The 18,143-nt window shown below is 69.2% G+C and carries 13 protein-coding genes; 4 read left to right on the top strand and 9 right to left on the bottom strand.

Annotated features, from left to right (window positions below):
- Position 1: 1 nt before the first annotated feature.
- Positions 2–2,251: a beta-glucosidase gene (locus tag ACXJLH_RS14860; protein ID WP_457444895.1), complete on the bottom strand. Its 2,250-nt coding sequence runs from the start codon at positions 2,249–2,251 to the stop codon at positions 2–4.
- Positions 2,252–2,478: 227 nt separating this feature from the next.
- Between ACXJLH_RS14860 and ACXJLH_RS14855 the strand changes: the two genes are divergently transcribed.
- Positions 2,479–8,130, top strand: coding sequence for an alpha-2-macroglobulin family protein (locus ACXJLH_RS14855; RefSeq protein WP_457444893.1), 5,652 nt, complete (start codon positions 2,479–2,481; stop codon positions 8,128–8,130).
- Positions 8,131–8,152: 22 nt separating this feature from the next.
- Here the strand turns inward: ACXJLH_RS14855 and ACXJLH_RS14850 are convergent, their stop codons facing one another.
- The 8 genes from ACXJLH_RS14850 to mnmG all read right to left on the bottom strand — a co-directional run bounded on the left by ACXJLH_RS14850 (position 8,153) and on the right by mnmG (position 15,550).
- Positions 8,153–9,181, bottom strand: coding sequence for an OmpA family protein (locus ACXJLH_RS14850; RefSeq protein WP_457444892.1), 1,029 nt, complete (start codon positions 9,179–9,181; stop codon positions 8,153–8,155).
- A gap of 19 nt (positions 9,182–9,200) precedes the next feature.
- Complete coding sequence (locus tag ACXJLH_RS14845) at positions 9,201–10,232, bottom strand: DUF4892 domain-containing protein (protein WP_457444890.1); 1,032 nt, start codon at positions 10,230–10,232, stop codon at positions 9,201–9,203.
- A gap of 100 nt (positions 10,233–10,332) precedes the next feature.
- Positions 10,333–11,079 (bottom strand): GNAT family N-acetyltransferase, encoded by a 747-nt coding sequence (locus tag ACXJLH_RS14840; RefSeq protein WP_457351894.1) that lies wholly within the window; start codon positions 11,077–11,079, stop codon positions 10,333–10,335.
- A complete protein-coding gene (locus ACXJLH_RS14835) occupies positions 11,076–11,609 on the bottom strand; it encodes an N-acetyltransferase family protein (RefSeq protein ID WP_457444888.1) in 534 nt (177 codons plus the stop codon). Before ACXJLH_RS14835 ends, ACXJLH_RS14840 begins: the two co-directional genes overlap by 4 nt.
- A complete protein-coding gene (locus ACXJLH_RS14830; protein WP_056190932.1) occupies positions 11,606–12,067 on the bottom strand; it encodes a hypothetical protein in 462 nt (153 codons plus the stop codon). Before ACXJLH_RS14830 ends, ACXJLH_RS14835 begins: the two co-directional genes overlap by 4 nt.
- Before the next feature lie 10 nt (positions 12,068–12,077).
- The gene (locus ACXJLH_RS14825) at positions 12,078–12,851 is read right to left on the bottom strand and encodes a ParA family protein (RefSeq protein ID WP_056190929.1); all 774 of its coding nucleotides are present in this window, start codon (positions 12,849–12,851) and stop codon (positions 12,078–12,080) included.
- A gap of 126 nt (positions 12,852–12,977) precedes the next feature.
- A complete protein-coding gene (gene rsmG, locus ACXJLH_RS14820; RefSeq protein ID WP_457444886.1) occupies positions 12,978–13,604 on the bottom strand; it encodes a 16S rRNA (guanine(527)-N(7))-methyltransferase RsmG in 627 nt (208 codons plus the stop codon).
- On the bottom strand, positions 13,601–15,550 hold the full coding sequence (mnmG, locus tag ACXJLH_RS14815) for a tRNA uridine-5-carboxymethylaminomethyl(34) synthesis enzyme MnmG (protein WP_457324039.1): 1,950 nt from the start codon (positions 15,548–15,550) through the stop codon (positions 13,601–13,603). Before mnmG ends, rsmG begins: the two co-directional genes overlap by 4 nt.
- A 118-nt stretch (positions 15,551–15,668) precedes the next feature.
- On the opposite strand from mnmG, the gene ACXJLH_RS14810 reads away from it, so the two are divergent.
- The 3 genes from ACXJLH_RS14810 to ACXJLH_RS14800 all read left to right on the top strand — a co-directional run bounded on the left by ACXJLH_RS14810 (position 15,669) and on the right by ACXJLH_RS14800 (position 18,138).
- On the top strand, positions 15,669–15,926 hold the full coding sequence (locus ACXJLH_RS14810; protein WP_457324040.1) for a YkgJ family cysteine cluster protein: 258 nt from the start codon (positions 15,669–15,671) through the stop codon (positions 15,924–15,926).
- Between the two features lie 33 nt (positions 15,927–15,959).
- Positions 15,960–16,928, top strand: coding sequence for a Bug family tripartite tricarboxylate transporter substrate binding protein (locus tag ACXJLH_RS14805; RefSeq protein WP_457324041.1), 969 nt, complete (start codon positions 15,960–15,962; stop codon positions 16,926–16,928).
- Positions 16,929–17,088: 160 nt separating this feature from the next.
- Positions 17,089–18,138 carry a TlpA family protein disulfide reductase gene (locus tag ACXJLH_RS14800; protein WP_457444884.1) on the top strand — a complete coding sequence of 350 codons (1,050 nt, stop codon included), beginning with the start codon at positions 17,089–17,091 and terminating at the stop codon, positions 18,136–18,138.
- Positions 18,139–18,143 lie beyond the last annotated feature (5 nt).

The following is an 18,143-nucleotide window of genomic DNA, read 5'->3' as shown; positions in this document are numbered from 1 at the left end:
GCTATCGCGCCTTGTGACGAAGCTGCGCCGACGTGAACCTGCGGCCCGCCAGCACCAGCTGGGCGGTGGCACGGATGTCGTCCGAGCCCGCGCCGAGCTGCACTTCGTAGGTTCCAGGCGCGATCACCCAGTTGCCGGTCGACTCGTCGAAGGTGGCCAGCAGCCGCGGGTCGACCGTGACCGCACCCGTGCCGGTCTGACCCGGCTTCAGCGCCAGCTTGTCGAAGCCGACGAGGCGGCGGGGCGCTTCCCATTGGGCGCTCTGCGGCGCACGGACGTAGACCTGGCCGACCGAGGCACCGTCGCGCTTGCCGGCGTTCTTGATGGTGAACTTGACGGTCACCTGCCCGCCGGCCTTCTGGGCTTGTTCTGCCTTGAGGCCGCCCAGCTCGAAGCTCGTGTAAGACAGGCCATGGCCGAAGGCGTACAGCGGCTTGTGGCCGTGCAGGTCAAACCACTTGTAGCCCACGGCGGCGCCCTCGGTGTAGCGGACCGTGAACAGCGGGCCGTCCGACTTGCCGCCGATCTGCCGGCGCACCAGCTGATCCGTGCTCGCAGGGAAGGTGATGGGCAGGCGGCCGGAGGGGTTCACCTCGCCGGTGAGGATGCGGGCGATGGCCTCGCCGCCGGCCGCGCCCGGGTAGAAGGCCGCGAGGATGCCCTTCACATCCTTCTCCCAGGGCATCAGGATGGCGCCGCCGCTCTCGACGACGACCACGGTGTTCGGGTTCGCCTTGGCGACCGCGCTGACGATGGCGTCCTGGTTGCCTTCCAGCGTCAGCGACGCGTCCAGCGACTCGGCGGTCCATTGGTGGACGAAGACGATGGCCATGTCCGCCGCGGCTGCGACCTTGCCGGCGGACTCGACGTTGGTGCCCGCGTCGAAGGTGAATGCCGTCTGCGGCCGCAGACGCTGCAGCGCCTTCATCGGCGATGAGGGCTGCCACACCTGGGTCAGCCAGCCGCCCGGGCCGAGGCCGGTGACGGCGGTGCCGCCGATGGGCGTGACGGACGCCGAGCCACCACCGGCGAGCACCGCCTTGTCGGCATATGACCCGATGAGGGCCACGCGCTTGGGCGCCACCAGAGGCAGCAGGCCGGCCTCGTTTTTCAGCAGTACCAGCGACTGCTCCGCAGCGGCCTGCGAGACCTGCGCGTGGGCGGCAAAGTCGATGGGGCCTGGCTTGAGCGGGTGGTCCATCACGCCCTTGTCGAACATCGCCCAGAGGATGCGCCGGGCCATGTCGTCGATGCGCGACCGCGGCACCGAGCCGTCCTCGACGGCCTCCTTCAGCGGCTTGGCAAAGTAAGGCGCCTTGTCGAAGGGGAAGCCGGACTGCTGGTCAAGCCCGGCGGTGGCAGCGAGCACGGTCGAATGCACGGCACCCCAGTCCGACATCACGTAGCCCGGGTAGCCCCAGTCGCCCTTGAGCACCTTGTTCTGCCAGAAGGCGTTCTGGCAGGCGTAGACATCGTTGATGCGGTTGTAGGAGCACATCACGGAGCCGGGGCTGGACTTCTCGATGGCGAGCTCGAAGGCCAGCGCGTCGCTCATGCGCAGCGCGGACTCGCCAATCTGCGCGCTGACGATGTTGCGGCCGGTCTCCTGCGCGTTGATCAGGTAATGCTTGATCGTCGAAATGATGTGGTTGGCCTGCACGCCGCGGATCAGCCCGGCGGCCATGTCGGCGGCGAGCAGCGGGTCCTCGCCGGTGTACTCGAAGTTGCGGCCGTTCTGCGGTTCTCGCGCGAGGTTGACGCCGCCCGCCAGCATGACGTTGAAGCCCGACAGCCGGGCCTCCCGCCCGATCATCTTGCCGCCGGCCTCGGCCACACGCGGGTCCCAGCTGGCGGCCGTGGCCAGCGACGAGGGCAGTGAGGTGCGCTCCAGGTTGGGATTGCGCACGCCGATGGACGCGTCGGCCTGGTGCTGGGCCGGTAGCCCCAAGCGCTCGATGCCGGGGATGTAGCCGGCCGAACCCGGAATCACCGTGGCGATGACCTCCTTGGTGTTGACGCCGGGGATCACGCTGCTGTCCACCTGCGCCAGCTGGTCGCCCGAGGCGTAGCCGAACACCAGCAGCAGCTTCTCATCCAGCGTCATCGCCTTGAGCAGCAACTCGGTGCGCTGCGCGGCGCTCTTGGCCTTGTCCGTCCAGGGCTGGGCATCGGCGGCGAGCAGGGGCTGCGCGGCGGCGCAGAGGGCCAGCGCTACGGCCGTGGCCACGAGGGAGGCATGCATTGATTTCATGGCGAAAGGCGCATTGCGGCCGGGGTGGAATCGGTTCCAGCATCGCAGCGGTGGGGCGGACTCTACCTGGATAGCCCGGTAGGTTGGGGTGAACGCAGTGAACCCCCAACGCATGCCAGCAGCACGCCGTGGCGCATCGGTTGGGCCCTCACAATTGCCGCCAATAACTAACTACAGGGAGACACGGCATGCCTCACGCCCGGGTAGCACAGCCTTTTTCCGCACGGATGCTCGCCGCCTGCGTGCTGGCCATGACCCCGCTGCTCGCCAGCGCGGCGGAGCCCGCCGCGCGGGTGCTCACCTTCAGCCCGCAGGGGCGAGTGCCGGGCGCGGAGCAGGTCAGGGCCACGTTCAGCGAGCCGATGGTGCCCATGGGCAAGGTGGCCGCGCCGGGGCCGTTCGACGTGGATTGCGGGCTGGCCGGCGAGGCGCACTGGGTGGATGACCGCACCTGGGTGATGGATCTGAAGGACCAGGCGCGCGATGGCCGGGCCTGCGAGTTCCGCGTCAAGCCCGCGCTGAAGTCCCTGGCCGGGCATGCCGTGGGCGAGCCGCTGGCGTTCCGCTTCCAGCTGCCGGCGTTGACCGATGAGATGAAGCGCTACGTCGCGAACGTTGTTCCCCACCACGGCGCGGCCTGGGTCGCGGAGGACCAGGTCTTTCTGCTGCGCTACACCCATCCCCTGGGCGGCACCCCGACCGACGTTCGCTGCGAGGCGCCGGGCCGGCCCGAGGCGCCGGCCATCCACCTGCCGACCGAGGTTCGCGACGGGCTGAAGAAGCAGGCCAGCTGGATGTGGGAGGCGCCCGACCGCCTGGAGGCGGTGCGCTGCCCCTTTGCGCTGGCGCCCGGGAGGCCCGTCACGCTGCGGCTGGTGCGCCCGACCTTGAAGCCCCATGAGCTGACATTCACAGCTCGCGCGCTGCCGGCCGTGACCGTGGCGTGCAGCCGCCTGCAGCCCGACGGCGACTGTGCCGCCAGTTTCCCCATCGCCCTGGAGTTCAACGCGGCGATGCCTGAAGCTCTGCTTCGCGAGATCCGCCTGGACGTGGGGCAGGGCCCGCGCCCCGGCACGGTGACGGTCCAGCCGACCACGCTGACTTCCGGTGCCAGCAGCACGGTCACTTTCGAAGGCGGTTTCCAGCCCCGGGCCGAGTACCGGATCCGCTGGCCGGCGCAGGACTTCGTGGACGACGCGGGCCGCAAGCTGGCGCGTGACCGCCGGCCCGCCAGCATCAAGACGCTGCCCGCGCTGGGACTGGCGTACCTTCCGGTGCCGACGGTGTCGATCCGGCCGCTTCGGGCCGACAACACGGTGCCGGTCTTCCTCCAGGGGGCGGCCACCCGGCCTGCCGTGCGCGCCAAGGTCATCGGCGCGGGCGACGGCGACGAGGCGGCAGACCAGCTCATCCTGCGGTGGATGGGGCTGCTCGGCGCCGGTGAGGGCCCGCACCACTACTTCTCGATGCCCGACGCCTGGCGCCCGCGTGGGCGGGTCGATGCGCCCCTGCTGGGTGACGCCGCCGCCATCCCGTTGCAGGCCGTGGAGGCTGCGGTCTCTCCCGAGGCCCGCCGTGGGCGGGTGGCGCTCAAGGGCGCGGGCCTGCATCTGCTGGAACTGCAGGCGTTCGCCGTCCAGGGCGATGCCGTCCCCGCGTACGACAGCGTGGCCGTGTTGCTGACGCGGTTGGCCGTGCACTTGAAGGTTGCCGAGACCAACAGCGCCGTGTGGGTGACGCAGCTGGACGGTGGTGCCCCGGTCGCTGCGGTGGACCTCCGGGCCTATGACTGCCGCGGCACGCTCGTCTGGCAGGGCCGCAGCGATGCGGACGGCCTGGCGTCCATCGACCGCAGCGCGCTCGCCCGTTGCAACGACCTCCTCGGTGCCGGCGTGACGGTCATCGCCCGGCACACCTGGCCCGACGGCGAGCGGGATGTCTCGGTCGCCAGCAGCCGCTGGACGGGCCTGCTCGACGCCGCCAGCTACGGCGTCCACCGAACCTGGGGCAGCTCATTCATCCGGGCGCATACCGTGCTGGACCGCAGCCTGTTCAAGCCGGGCGAGACGGTGTCGATGCGGCATGTGGTGCGTCGGGAGACCGAGGCCGGGCTGGCCGCAGGCGAGCTTCCCCGCGAGGCGACGATTGTTCATCACGGATCGGGCAAGAAATGGACCGTCCCGCTAGAGGAGATCGCGCACGGCGAAGGGCTCTCCCGCTTAGAGCTGCCCAGTGACGCGCCCTTGGGTAGCTACGGGGTGGTTCTGAAGCTCGGCGAGGGTTCGTCGTCGAACGTTACCGACCACGACACGGCGCAATTCGCCGTCGAAGCCTTTCGCCTGCCCGGCATGCTGGGCGCCATCCAGGCGCCACGGCTGACCTTCGGCGCGGCACCGACGCTCCAGCTGGGCCTGCATCACGCCGACGGCGGCGCGGCGCAGCACTGGCCCGTCACGCTGAGGGTCTATGCCCAGGCGCAGGGATACCGCAGGCCCGATCTGCTCGATGGCTACACGGACATGCCGGCCTTCCTCGACGAACCGGCCGCAGCGGAGCCTGAGCCGGCCCAGCTGCTGCTGGACACGCAGTCGTTGCAGCTCGATGCCCAGGGCCATGCGCAGGCCACGCTGCCCGCGCTGCCCCGGCGCGCACGGCCCTATGTGCTGCGTGCCGAACTGAGCTACCAGGACCCCAACGGCGAGGCCCAGACCGTGTCGCAGGGCTTTGACGTGCTGCCCAGCCTGCTGACGGTCGGCGTCCGCACGAGAGGCTCGGTCGCGATCCTGCGGCCGCTGGAAGTGCAAAGCCTGGTGCTCGACGACAGCGGAGCGCGGCGCAGCCGGCAGCACGTCAGCGTGAGCGCCAAGCGCAAGGACGGCTACGGCTCCGGCCCCGTCGAGGAGCTGGGCGAGGTCTGCCAGGGCCTGACCGATGACAAGGGCGAGCTGGTGTGCGGCTTCGTGCCCCGCAAGGCCGGGCGGTACCAGTTCGAGGCGACCTCAGCAGACGTGGACGGCAAGGTGGCCGCCGCCCGTGGCGAGCCCGCCTTTGTGCAGCAGCAGCACCTGCTGGCTGGCCCGCTGTTCGTGGACACCGACAAGGCGCTGTATCGCGAGGGTGAGATGGCCAGCATCGCGGTCTCCAGCCCCTTCAAGCGGTCGCGCGTGTGGCTGACGATGGAGCGCCGGGGCGTCCTGGAGTCCCGCGTGCTCACGCTGGACGCGGCGCAGGCCCGCATCCCGCTGCGCATTCGCCGCGAGTGGGCGGGCAATGTGTCGGTCTCGCTGCTGGCGCTGGATGCCGAGGCGGGGGCGCTGCCGGCGGCCGTGGCCACGGGCATCGCCGAACTGATGGTGTCCGCCGAGGCCCATGCGCTGCGGGTCAGCCTCATGCCCGACCGCCCGCGCTACCAGCCCGGCGACACCGCCCGGGTCCGCATCCACGTCGCGACGGCAGATGGCAAGCGGCTGCCCGTAGCGCGCAAGCTCAGCTTCGTGGCGGTGGACGAAGCGTTGCTGAGCCTGAAGGACAACCCGAGCTGGCAACTACTGGCCCGGATGCAGGCCCCCCGCCTGCACAACGTCTATACGACCAGTGGCTTGGTCATGAACCCCGCGGTGGACGAGCGGGCCATGCTGCGCTCGGCGGAGGGCGTGCTCATGGACATCCTCAGGATCTCGGCTGACAAGGCCGCCGGGATTGTGACTGTCGTTGGGGAGCGGAGTGCGTTGCAGAGTGCCCAGAAGATCAAGCAGAACGACGGCGTGTATCCCGAGGTATTGCAGCGTGTGGTGGGGGAAGTGGTGGTCACCGGCTCGCGCCGCGCCGGCACTGACGCGTCGCCGCCGGCCCGCACCCTGCTCGATTCCCTGCTGTACTGGCAGGCCGACGTGCCCGTTGACGACAACGGCGACGCCGTCGTGAACTTTCCCATCAAGGACGGGCTGAGCCGCTTCCGGCTGGTGGCGGTGGCCAGCGCCGGCAGCGAGGACTTCGGCACCGGCGCGGCCCACCTGGACGTGATGAAGGACCTGCAGCTCACCGCCGGCCTGCCGCCGCGCGTCCGCGATGGCGACCGGTTTGCGGCGCTGGTGACGGTGCGCAACACGTCCGCCGGCCCCATCACGCTGGACGCCAGCGCCGGCCTCGCCGGCCAGGCCGCGCTGCCGGCCCAGGCGCTGCGCCTGGCGGCGGGCGAGGCGCGTCAGATCAGCTGGCAGGTGCGCGTGCCGCAGGGTGCCCAGGCCTTGACCTGGCGCTTCGCTGCGAAGGAACGCGGCGCTGCGGGCCGGCAGGACGTGCTGGAGACCACGCAGCAGGTCGAACCCGCCGTGCCCGTGACCGTGCAGGCGGCCACGCTGGCCCAGGTCAACGGCAGCTTTGACGTGCCGGCGTTCGGCTTCGACGGCGCCGGGGCGGTAGCCGGTACCGCCCGCGTGGCCGTGCAGTTGCTGCCCTCCCTGGCCGGCCAACTGGGCGGCGTGCAGGCTTGGCTCGCCAGCTACCCCTACCGCTGCCTGGAGCAGAGCGTTTCACGCGCGGTCGGCATGCACGACCGCAAGGCCTGGGATGCGGCCATGGCGGAGCTGCCGCGCTACCTGGACGAAGACGGCCTGGCCAACTACTTCCCGCCCGAATCCGCCCTCGCGCGGCTGGGCAGCGACACGCTGACCGGTCATCTGCTGGACCTGGCCGACGCGTCGGGCTGGCCCATTCCCGAGGCCGAGCGCAAGCGTATGCTGGCCGGGCTGGAAGGCTTTGCCGCCGGGCGCATCAAGCGCGCGTTCTGGGCGCCCAGCGAGGACGGCCTGGCGCGCAGGATCGGCGCGCTGGCGACGCTCGCGCGCTACCAACGGCTCGCACCCGGGCAGCTCGACGCCATCCGCGTCGACCCCGACGAGTGGACCACCCGCATGCTGATCGACTGGCTGACGGTGCTGAGGAAAGCCGATGCGCAGCCGGCCCTGCAGACTGCGGCCGCGAACGCACTGCGCGCTCGGTTGACCTACCAGGGGCGCCGGATGGTCTTCTCCACCGAGGCCCGCGACTACTGGTGGTGGCTGATGAGCCACGGCGACGTGGACGCCGCGCGCCTGCTGCTTGCCGTGGCCGACCTGCCCGATTGGAAAGCCGACCTGCCACGCCTGCTGACGGGGCTGCTGAGCCGCCAGCAAACGAACGGCGCCTGGGCCACCACCAACGCCAACGCCTGGGGCACGCTGGCCGTCGATGCCTTCGCGCGCCTGCTGGAGCCGGTGCCCGTGGCCGGCGAGACGCGCATCGCGCTCGGCCAGCAACGCAAGACGCTGAGCTGGAAAGAGCCGGGCAGCAAATCCTTCGACGCTCCCCTGGGCAAGGCCACCGACGCGCTGCACATCCAGCACTATGGCGCCGGCGCGCCCTGGGCTTCGGTGGAGGTGCGCGCCGCCGTGCCGCTGACGGCGCCGCGCTCAGCCGGTTACAGCCTGAGCCGCAGCATCACCGCCGTGCAGCAGAAGGTGCCGGGCCAATGGCATGTGGGCGACATCGCGCGCGTGCGCCTGAGCATCCATGCCCAGGTCGACATGAGCTGGGTCGTGGTGGATGACCCGGTGCCGGCCGGCGCCAGCATCCTGGGCAACGGCCTGGGCCGTGATTCCGCCGCTGCCCAGGCCGGCGAGCAACGCACGGGCAACGCCTGGCCGCTGTACCAGGCCCGCGACTTCACGTCGTTCAAGTCCTTCTATCGCCACGTGCCGCGCGGCGACTTCAGCCTTGAATACACGATCCGCCTCAACAACCCCGGCCAGTTCACTTTGTCTCCCACCCGCGTGGAGGCGATGTACGCGCCGGAGGTGTTTGGCGAGGCGCCGAACGCGGTGTTCGGCATCGAGCCGTGAGGCAGGGTCTGGCGCCGCCGGGCTACTGCGCCACCAGCTCCACGCGCCGGTTCCTCGCCCGCCCGGCCTCGTCGCCATTGCCCGCCACCGGTGCCAGGCTGGCCAGGCCCTTGGCGCTCAGGCGCTTGGTGTCGACCTTGTACGGCGCCGCGGTCAGGGCCAGTACGACGGCGCGGGCGCGCTCCATGCTCAGCGCCTGGTTGGCCTCGAAGCCGCCGACGTTGTCGGTGTGGCCGACGATCCAGGCCTTCAGCGTGGGCTGGTTCTTCAGCAGTTCGGCCATCGCGTCGAGCTGGGCCTTGGACTCGGGCTTGAGCTCGGTCTTGCCGGTGTCGAAGAACAGGCCGGTCAGCGTCACGCGACCCTCGGCGGCGAGGCCGGCCTGCAGCGCGGCGGGGTCCACCGTGACCTGGCCGGTCTCCATGGCCTTGGGCTCGACGACCTGCAGATAGGTGGCCACCATGCCGGTGGTGGCGTTCGCGGCCAGCGAGTTGTAGAGCAGCACGGTGGCTTCCTGGCCGGGCTTGCCCAGGGTGCCGACGAGCATGCGGCCCTCGTCGCCGGACAGGGCCGAGGTCAGGCTGTAGCGGCCGCTGCTGGGGGTGTCGACCGTGCCCTTGGCCCAGTTGAAGCCCTTGGTCGGATCGCTCTGCTTGAGCCAGGCGAAGTAGAGATCGAAGCAGTCGCGCTCGCACGAGAAGCGCTTCTTGAAGCCGGCGGCATTCAACGCCTGCTCGTAGTTGCGCCACACCTCCAGCGCCGACTTGCCGCGCGGCGCGATGTAGACCGTCTGCGTGACCTTGCCCTCGAGGCTGAGCATCGGGTCCTTGAACTGCCGCTTGTCGGCCTTGGACAGCTCGACGCTGGCGGGCAGCACGGCGGCGTCCCAGTTGGAGACATGCTGGCCGGCCAGCCAGGAGCCGGCGAAGCGCCTGACGAGGGGGTGGTCGGCGGCGCCGGGCACGTCGGCGTAGGGCGCGTCGGCGGCTGGCGCGCTGAGGTGGACGGCAGCGGCCAGCAGGGCGGCGGTGAAGCGGAGGGTGATGTTCATGGCGTCGTCTTTGCGGGCGTTATTGCAGGACCATCTCGACGCGGCGGTTCTTCGCGCGGCCGTCGTCGCTGGTGTTGGGCGCCACGGGCGCGAAGTTGGCGATGCCGCGTGCCTGCAGCCGGTTGGCCGCAACGCCGCGCTGGGTCAGCGCCGCGACGACCGCCTTGGCGCGGCCTTCGCTGAGCGCGAGATTGGCGTCGATGGCGCCGACGTTGTCGGTATGGCCGACGATGAGCACCTTCAGCGCCGGCTGGGCCTTCAGCACGGCCGCCATCTGGTCGAGCTGCGCGTTGCTGTCGGGCTTGATGTCGGTCTTGCCGGTGTCGAATACCAGGCCGTACAGCGCGATGCGCCCTTCAGCCTGCAGGCCCTGGCCGATGGCCTTGGCGTCCACCGTGACCTGGCCGGTGGGCATGGCCTTGGGCTCGACGATTTCGATGTAGGTGGCGGCGCGGTTGGTGTACTCGTTCTCGGCCATGGACGTGAACAGCAGCAGGTTCAGCGAGCGGCCGCCGCTGGCCAGCGTGCCCACCAGCATGCGGCCTTGGTCATAGGTGATGGCCGCGGCCAGGGGCCAGGCGGCGCCCCGGTGGTCGCCGTCCATGGCGGGCAGGTCGCCCTCAGCCCAGTGCATGCCCTTCATGCGCTCGTACTTGTCCAGTGCGAAGTGGGCCTTGGTGCAGCCCTGCGCCTCGCTCTCGCATTGCCAGGTGGTCTTGAAGCCGGCAGCGATCAGCGCCTGCTGGTAGTTGCGGTAGACCTCCAGCGGACTCTTGCCCAGCGGCGCGAGGTAGAAGAGACGGGTGACCTTGCCCTCAAGGTTCACCGGGTGAGCGAACTTGTCGTTCTCGGTCTTGGACACGCCGCTGGCGTCGGGAAAGCTGCGCTGCTCCCAGTCCTGCTGGGCGTAGCCGACGAGCACGCTGCCGGCAAAGCGCTTGAGGACGGGGTGGTCGGCGCTTTTGGCGACGTCGGCCTTGGGGGCGTCGGCCTGCGCAGTGGCGAGGGTCAGGGCGGCAAGAAGGGCAAGGGCAGCGCGGAGGGGCGTCATGAGTGGCGGCGGGTTGGAGGCGCGATGTTGACGCAGCCAACGCGCGAGACCCTCGCCACGGCGACCTGCAAACGTGGGAGCCGAAAGAAGTGACTCGCCGTCAGACGAGTTGCTTCTCCGGGCTGCGGTAGTGATACCGGTAGGCGAACACGAAGCCCATGCGCGCATACAGGCGTTGGGCGGCGGCGTTGTCGCTGCCTACCTGCAGATAGGCCTGGCGAGCGCCCTGCGCGTGGGCGAGGGCCAGCAAGGCCTGGCACAGGCGCTCGCCATGGCCCTGGCGCGGCACGGCGGAGAAGATGTCGTAGAGGCCGACGATGTCGCCATCGACGACCATTTGCCCGCAGGCCAGCAGCGCGCCGCCGGCGTCGTTCAGTGCGAAGCCCTGGTAGGTGACCGGGGCGTTAGCAATGCGCTCGGCGTGGGCGGCGATGGCCGTCACGGAAGAGCCACGCAGCGCGCCGACGGCGGCGGCGTAGGTGTTGGCATCGAGGGCCTGGAGGGCGGGTGGAGCCGGCTCGGGAGCGAGGTCGCCCAGCACCATCACGTCGGCCGCATCGAACACCCCCCAGCCCTTGGCAGCGAGCAAGGCGTCGAGGTCGGCCGGCTGGCTCCAGGGCGTCACGCGCACGGCCAGCGGCAAGCCGGCGGCGTCGTAGGCGCGTTGGCAACGGGCCAGCAGCTCATCCAGCGGCAGGGTGCCCTGGCGCAGCGCATTGATGCAGCGCGAGCGCTTGGCCTTGCCGGGCGACAGGCGGATCAGCCAGCCGTCGATGTCGGCCTGCTGGGGCGGGGCGCTGGCATCGAGGCCAGCGTGTTCGGCGCGCAGGGCGAGGGCGTCAATCATGGAAGCAGCACGGCAGGGTCGCGCCAGATGCAGCGCCATTCGGGCAGGCAGGCGCCGCCGAAGGGCGGGGTCGTGCCAGGGTCGATGAACTCGGCGCCCATGCGGGCGTAGAAGCGCTTGGCGGCTTCGTTCTGGTCCAGTACCCACAGGTGCAGAGGCTGGCTGTGCGCCGGCCCCAGCTCGTGGACGATGGCTTGCAGCAACTGGCGGCCGATGCCGCCGCCCTTCAGCTCGGGGTGGACGTGCAGGTTGTCGACCAGCGTGCCGCAGACCGGGTCGTGGCCCGGCAGCACATAGGCAAAGCCGATCATCTGGCCGGCGGCGTCTTCCGCGACGATGCCGAAGGCGGACGCAGCCGGCGACGTCTGCAGGCGCTCACGCCAGACGGCCTGGCGCTCGGCGAACACGTCGTGATCGAGAAAGCTGTCGGGCACGATGCCGCGGTAAGCGCTGCGCCAGCTGGTGGCGTGCAGGGCGGCGACGGCGTCCGCGTCGGCCGGCGTCATGGGGCGCAGGACAGCCAAGCTCATGGCTTTGCGCCATCGGGGGCGTTGAGATAGGTCCGGTAGGTCATGTCGACACCGTCGCTGCGGGCCGCGGATCGGATCGGGCGTGAGCCGGCAGGGTAAGCGATGTCCAGATGATCATCGGCCAACCAATGGAGATCGACGAGGCCGTCTCGCATGGACAGATGGTCGTCGACGGCCGAGCCCAGCGAGATGGCAAAGAAGCCGCGAGGTAGGGCTTGGGGATCAATGCGCCGCTCGGTCGTGGGGACGATGACCACCTGGCGCGAGAAACCGGTGGTCGCGCCGCAGTCGATTTCATAGACGATGGCCGTGAGTTTGCCGCTGGGCGATCGCACCTTGGTGAAGACCTCGGTTGCGCACAGATCGGCGGGGAACAGCTGATTCAGCAGCACCGAGCAGCCGCCGATCAGTGCGGCGATGGCCAGCGCCACCCAGGACAGTGCGCGCCTCCAGCGCATCAGCGGGTTCTCACCGCATCGTCTCGATCCGCCTCACCATCTCCTTGGCGAACTCGACAAAGGCCTGGGCCCCCTTGGAGCTGGGGTCGAACACCACGCCCGGCAGGCCGTAGCTTGGCGCCTCGGCCAGCCGCACATTGCGCGGGATGACGGTGTCGAAGACCTTGTTGCCGAAGTGAGCCTTGAGCTGGTCGCTGACCTGCTGCTGCAGCGTGATGCGCGGGTCGAACATGACGCGCAGCAGGCCGATGATCTGCAGGTCGGGGTTCAGGTTGGCGTGGATCTGCTTGATGGTGTTGACCAGGTCGGTCAGGCCTTCGAGCGCAAAGTATTCGCACTGCATCGGCACGATGACGCCATGGGCGCTGCACAGGCCGTTCAAAGTCAGCATGGACAGAGACGGCGGGCAGTCGATCAGGATGAAGTCGTAGTCCTTGCCAGCATCGAGCAGGGCGGCCTTCATGCGGGCCTCGCGGCGTTCCAGCGCCACCAGATCCACCTCCGCGCCGGCCAGTTCGCGGTTGGCGCCGAGCACGTCGTAGCCGGCCTTCTCGGCACGAGTCTTGGCCTCGGCCAGGGAGGCGGACTCCAGCAGCACGTCGTAGACCGTCAGCTCCAGCTTGCGCTTGTCGATGCCGGAACCCATGGTGGCGTTGCCCTGTGGGTCCAGGTCGACGACCAGCACGCGCTGGCCGATCTGGGCCAGGCCGGCGGCGAGGTTGACGGTGGTGGTGGTCTTGCCGACGCCGCCCTTCTGGTTGGCGATGCAGAAAATCTTGGCCATCTGTTGGTTTGTCGGGGCGTCGGGTTCGAGGCGCGAGGATAAAGGCGAACACAGCCACAGAGGCACAGAGACACAGAGGAGAGAAGCTGAATTTCTCCGCGCCTCTGTGTCTCTGTGGCTTTGTTTCTACTTAGGCCGCATCCAGATGATGCAGCGCTGGGCGTCCAGGCCCGGAACGACCAGTTGTTCCACGTGAAACACATCCACGTCGGCGGGCAAGGCAGCGATCTCGTCGGCCGGGTGCTGGCCCTTCATGGCCATCCAGACCGCACCTTCGGCCAGGTGCTGACGGGTCAAGCTGGTGAAATCGACCAGCGAGGCGAAGGCGCGGGACGTGATGACGCCGAAGGGTTCGGTGCTCAGCGCCTCGACGCGGCTGTGCACACCGCGCAGGTTGGGCAGCTTCAACTCGGCTGCGACCTGCTGGATGAAGGTGGTTTTCTTGGCGACGGCATCGACGCAGCTCACATCGGTGCCGGGGCAGCAGATCGCGATGACGACACCGGGCAGGCCGCCCCCGGCGCCCACATCCATCAGCCTGGCCGGCACGCCGTGGCGTTTCAGCGGCGCGATGACGGACAGGCTGTCCACCAGGTGATGACTCAGCATCTGCGCCGGGTCACGGACGGCGGTCAGGTTGTAGACCTTGTTCCACTTCTGCAGCAGGGCCAGGTAGGCCAGCAGCTCGTCGAGTTGGGCGTCGCTGAGTTCAAGGCCGAGTTCGGTGGCTGCCGCTTGGAGCGTGTCCCTCATGCCGCTTCAGCTTCCGTGAACCCCTTGAACTTGCCCTTCTTCAGATGCACCAGCAGCAGCGAGATGGCGGCCGGGGTGATGCCGGAGATGCGCGAGGCCTGGCCCAGCGTCTCGGGCTTGTGCTTGTTGAGCTTCTGGCGGGCCTCGAAGGAGAGGGCGTGGACGAGGCCGTAGTCCAGCTCGTCGGGCAGCTTCAGATGCTCGAAATGGGCGGCGCGGGCGACGTCGTCGACCTGCTTGTTGATGTAGCCAGCGTACTTGGTGCTGATCTCGACCTGTTCGGTGACGAGGTCGGCAAGCTCCTGGCCCAGCTCGGCGGTCAGTGTTTCACGTGAAACACCGGCTTCGGGTCGCGCAATCGCAGCGACCTCGGCAACGGTGTCAAACACGACGCCGGGCCGGCGCAGCAGTTCGACCAGTGTGTATTCACGCTCCAGCGCCTTGCCGACCAGACGCTCCGCATCCGCCGCCGCCAGGATGCCGGGATGCACCCAAGTGTTCTTCAGCTTCTCGGTTTCACGTGAAACAGCGTCGCGCTTGCGATTGAACGCTGCCCAGCGGGCGTCGTCCACCAAGCCGAGCTGGCGGCCGGTTTCAGTCAGGCGTGCGTCGGCGTTGTCCTCACGCAGCTGCAGCCGGAACTCGGCGCGGCTGGTGAACATGCGGTAGGGCTCGGTCACGCCCTTGGTGATGAGGTCGTCCACCAGCACGCCCAGGTAGGCCTGGTCGCGCGCGGGGGTCCATGCCGCCTCGCCACGCACCTGCAGCGCCGCGTTCAGGCCGGCGAACAAGCCTTGGGCCGCGGCCTCCTCGTAGCCGGTCGTGCCGTTGATCTGGCCGGCGAAGAACAGACCCTGGATGACTTTGGTCTCGAACGAGGCCTTCAAGCCGCGCGGGTCGAAGTAGTCGTACTCGATGGCATAGCCGGGGCGCAGGATGTCGGCGTTCTCCAGGCCCGGGATGCTGCGCACCGCGGCGAGCTGGATGTCGAAGGGCAGGGAGGTGGAGATGCCGTTCGGGTAGACCTCGTGCGTCGTCAGGCCCTCGGGCTCCAGGAAGATCTGGTGCGAGTCCTTGTCGGCGAAGCGATTCACCTTGTCCTCGATGCTCGGGCAGTAGCGCGGGCCCACGCCCTCGATGACGCCGGTGAACATGGGGCTGCGGTCGAAGCCGCTGCGGATGATCTCGTGGGTCTTCAGATTCGTGTGCGTGATCCAGCACGGCACCTGCTGCGGGTGCATCGCCGCCTTGCCCATGAAGCTGAACACCGGCACCGGATCCAGGTCGCCGGGCTGTGCCTCGCACTTGCTGAAGTCGATGGTGCGGCCGTCGATGCGTGGCGGCGTGCCTGTCTTGAGTCGACCCTGCGGCAGCTTCAGCTCCTTGAGCCGTGCCGACAGCGACACGGCCGGCGGATCACCGGCACGGCCGGCGCTGTAGTTTTCCAGGCCGACGTGGATGCGGCCGTCCAGGAAAGTGCCGGCCGTCAGCACGACGGCGCGGGCGCGAAAACGAATGCCGGCTTGGGTAACGGCGCCGACGACGCGGTCGCCTTCCACCATCAGGTCGTCCACCGCCTGCTGGAACAGCTGCAGGTTGGGCTGGTTCTCCAGCATGCGGCGGATGGCGGCCTTGTAGAGGATGCGGTCCGCCTGGGCGCGGGTGGCGCGCACGGCCGGGCCCTTGGAGCCATTGAGGATGCGGAACTGGATGCCGCCTTCGTCGGTGGCCAGCGCCATCGCGCCGCCCAGCGCATCGACCTCTTTCACAAGGTGGCCCTTGCCGATGCCGCCGATGCTGGGGTTGCAGCTCATCTGGCCCAGGGTCTCGATGTTGTGGGTCAGCAGCAGCGTCTGCGCGCCCATGCGGGCGGCAGCGAGCGCCGCCTCGGTGCCGGCATGGCCACCGCCGACGACGATGACATCGAATTCCTTGGGGTAAAGCATCTGGATCCTGGAAAGAGCAATCGCCGGGCAAGGCGCCTAGGCGAACCGCGAATTTTACGAAGCGGCTGTGGATAAGTCACCCCGTTCAGGCTCATGCGGCAGGGACAATTCCGCCGTTATGGAATGCCGCCCGCATTGCGCCGCCTGCTGCATCGCCCCGTCGATCAGCTCGCCCATCCCCGGCCACCCGAATGGCAAGCCGGCGGGTGTGCGCTGCCTGCAGCTGGACGACGAACTCCGCTGCCGTATTTTTGGGCAGCCCGAGCGCCCCGCCGTCTGCGGCTCGCTGCCGCCGCATGAGGAGATGTGTGGCGAGAACCGCGAGCAGGCCATGCGCTGGCTGGGTTGGATGGAGAAGGAAACGGCGCCCGGCTAGAGTCGGGCCACGCCCGCTCTTTGTCACGCCGCCATGACCGATCTGCAACGCCGCCTGCTACTGTTGTCCTCCGCCGGTCTGGTCCTGCCGAGCCTCGCCGAGACCCCCTGGCCCAGCCGCACCATTCGCCTCGTCGTGCCCTTTGCGCCGGGCGGCAGCAGCGAGATCGTCGCGCGCACCGTCGCCGCCGAGCTGACCAAGTCGCTGGGCCAGACCATGTATGTCGAGAACAAGCCGGGCGGCGCCGGCAATGTCGCCATGGCCGAGGTCGCCCGCGCGGACGACCAGCACACCCTGGTGCTCGGCCACATCGGCACGCTGGCCGTGAACCCCTTCATTTTCGACAAGCTGCCCTATGACCCGGTCAAGGACTTCCGGCCCGTCACGCTGCTGGCCAAGGTGCCCAGTCTCTACGTCGTCCATCCCGACGTGCCCGCCAAGACGCTGCAGGAGTTCGTCGCCTACGCGCGCAAGCGCCCGGGCCAGCTGAACTACGGCTCGGCCGGCAATGGCAGCGCCGGTCACCTGGCGATGGAATACCTGAAGATGGCCGCCAACCTTTTCATGCTGCACGTGCCCTACCGCGGCACCGGCCCGCAGTTGACCGATCTGCTGGGCGCGCGCCTGGAGGCCGCAGCCGTCGGCGCGCCGGCCGTGCTGCAGTTCATCAAGGCTGGCAAGCTGCGCTGCCTGGCCACCGGCTCGCGCGAGCGCCTGCCCCAGCTGCCCGACGTACCGACCGTGGCCGAGCAGGGCTTCCCCGGCTTCGAGATGACGCAGTGGTACGGGCTGCTGGCACCGTCCAGCATGGCGCCGGCCTCGGTCGACAAGCTGGCTGTCGAGGCGGCCAAGGCCATCCGCTCGGTGGGCTCCAAGGAGCGCCTGGGTGCCGACTCTGCTGAGGCTGTCGGCAACACGCCGGCCCAGTTCGCCGCCTTCATCGCCCAGGAGCAGCAGCGCTGGAAGCCCGTCATCCTGCGGGCCAAGGTCAGGCCGGATTGAATCCCGAATGACGACCGTCTCCGACACCCCCATGGAGCAGGAGATGGCACCGACAGCCCCCTAGCAAACAGGTCGTAACCAGTTCATCGGGCTGACCGTTCTCCGTCCCTCCTAGACTGCCGCCGCCGCGCCCGGCGTGGTTGGAAGTTCAGGGAGAAACATGAGAATCGAACGACATCACCGCGGTGCGGTGAAGGCCTGGCATCGTCAACTGCTGGGTGCCGCGGCCCTGCTGGCGTGCATCGCCAGCGCGCAGGCCGCCGTGGCCGAGCTGCGGCCCTATCCGCGGGCCCAGCAGATGGGGCGCTACGACAACCCGCTGGAAGCCGGCGCGCTGCCGATCAGCCCGCCCGAGCGTGCCCAGGGCGGCAACCGCACGAGCCGCTGGCGCCTGCCTTACGAGGGCAGTGTCGTCATGACGCAGTACAAGCACGAGGCCGACGACAGCCCCTTGCTGGTGGCCCGCCACTACGCCGGCCAGCTGCGCGAGCAGGGTTTCGAGCTGATCACCGTCTGCGACTTCCCGTGCAAGGCGGCCGACGGTGCCGAGGATGCCGCGGTCTACTGGTTCCATGAACTCGACTTGGCCAAGAAGCTGACCTGGCAGGCCTTTGGCGACCGCGGCATGTACCTCATCGCCCATCGCGCCGACGCCGTCGTGGCCATTCGGGTGGGCACGGTGTACGGGGGCTATGCGTCCACCGTCAAGGCGATCAGCGCGACCAACCTGGATCGCGGGCCGCTGCTCGCTTATGTCGAACGTCAGCGTGCCCCCGTGGCTGATGCACCGCTGCCGTCACCGCCGGGCCGCACGGCAACCAACCCGCCGGCGCCGGCATCAGCGGCCGCAGCCGCGACCAGCCCCTTCGTCAAGGAGGTCGCGCCCGCCGAGCTGAGCGCCTGGCTGCGCAAGACCAAGGGCTGGGTGGTGCTGCAGCTGAGCTCCTACGACCCGGGCTGCATCTACTGCATCCGCGCGAACCCATCGTTCAATGCGCTGGCCCAGAACCAGCAGGCCAAGGGCATCAGCTTCGTGCGGGTGGCCTTCCAGCCCTGGACATCGGTGAGCCGCAATGACTTCGTCGCCCAGTACGCCGTGCCCGGCCTGCCGATCTACTTCACCTTCCAGGACGGGCAGCTCATGCGTCGCCATCAAGGCAATGCCGACGAGGCGACGCTGCGCCAGGCCCTGTTGGACGGTTTGCATTGATCGGC

Source organism: Roseateles sp. P5_E4 (assembly GCF_054049255.1).
This window is presented reverse-complemented; position numbering and strand designations above follow the sequence as displayed.

Coding starts and splice junctions, on each gene's coding strand:
- ACXJLH_RS14860 (WP_457444895.1), bottom strand. CDS start 2,251: ATGAAATCAATGCATGCCTCCCTCGTGGCCACGGCCGTAGCGCTGGCC.
- ACXJLH_RS14855 (WP_457444893.1), top strand. CDS start 2,479: ATGCTCGCCGCCTGCGTGCTGGCCATGACCCCGCTGCTCGCCAGCGCG.
- ACXJLH_RS14850 (WP_457444892.1), bottom strand. CDS start 9,181: ATGAACATCACCCTCCGCTTCACCGCCGCCCTGCTGGCCGCTGCCGTC.
- ACXJLH_RS14845 (WP_457444890.1), bottom strand. CDS start 10,232: ATGACGCCCCTCCGCGCTGCCCTTGCCCTTCTTGCCGCCCTGACCCTC.
- ACXJLH_RS14840 (WP_457351894.1), bottom strand. CDS start 11,079: ATGATTGACGCCCTCGCCCTGCGCGCCGAACACGCTGGCCTCGATGCC.
- ACXJLH_RS14835 (WP_457444888.1), bottom strand. CDS start 11,609: ATGAGCTTGGCTGTCCTGCGCCCCATGACGCCGGCCGACGCGGACGCC.
- ACXJLH_RS14830 (WP_056190932.1), bottom strand. CDS start 12,067: ATGCGCTGGAGGCGCGCACTGTCCTGGGTGGCGCTGGCCATCGCCGCA.
- ACXJLH_RS14825 (WP_056190929.1), bottom strand. CDS start 12,851: ATGGCCAAGATTTTCTGCATCGCCAACCAGAAGGGCGGCGTCGGCAAG.
- rsmG (WP_457444886.1), bottom strand. CDS start 13,604: ATGAGGGACACGCTCCAAGCGGCAGCCACCGAACTCGGCCTTGAACTC.
- mnmG (WP_457324039.1), bottom strand. CDS start 15,550: ATGCTTTACCCCAAGGAATTCGATGTCATCGTCGTCGGCGGTGGCCAT.
- ACXJLH_RS14810 (WP_457324040.1), top strand. CDS start 15,669: ATGGAATGCCGCCCGCATTGCGCCGCCTGCTGCATCGCCCCGTCGATC.
- ACXJLH_RS14805 (WP_457324041.1), top strand. CDS start 15,960: ATGACCGATCTGCAACGCCGCCTGCTACTGTTGTCCTCCGCCGGTCTG.
- ACXJLH_RS14800 (WP_457444884.1), top strand. CDS start 17,089: ATGAGAATCGAACGACATCACCGCGGTGCGGTGAAGGCCTGGCATCGT.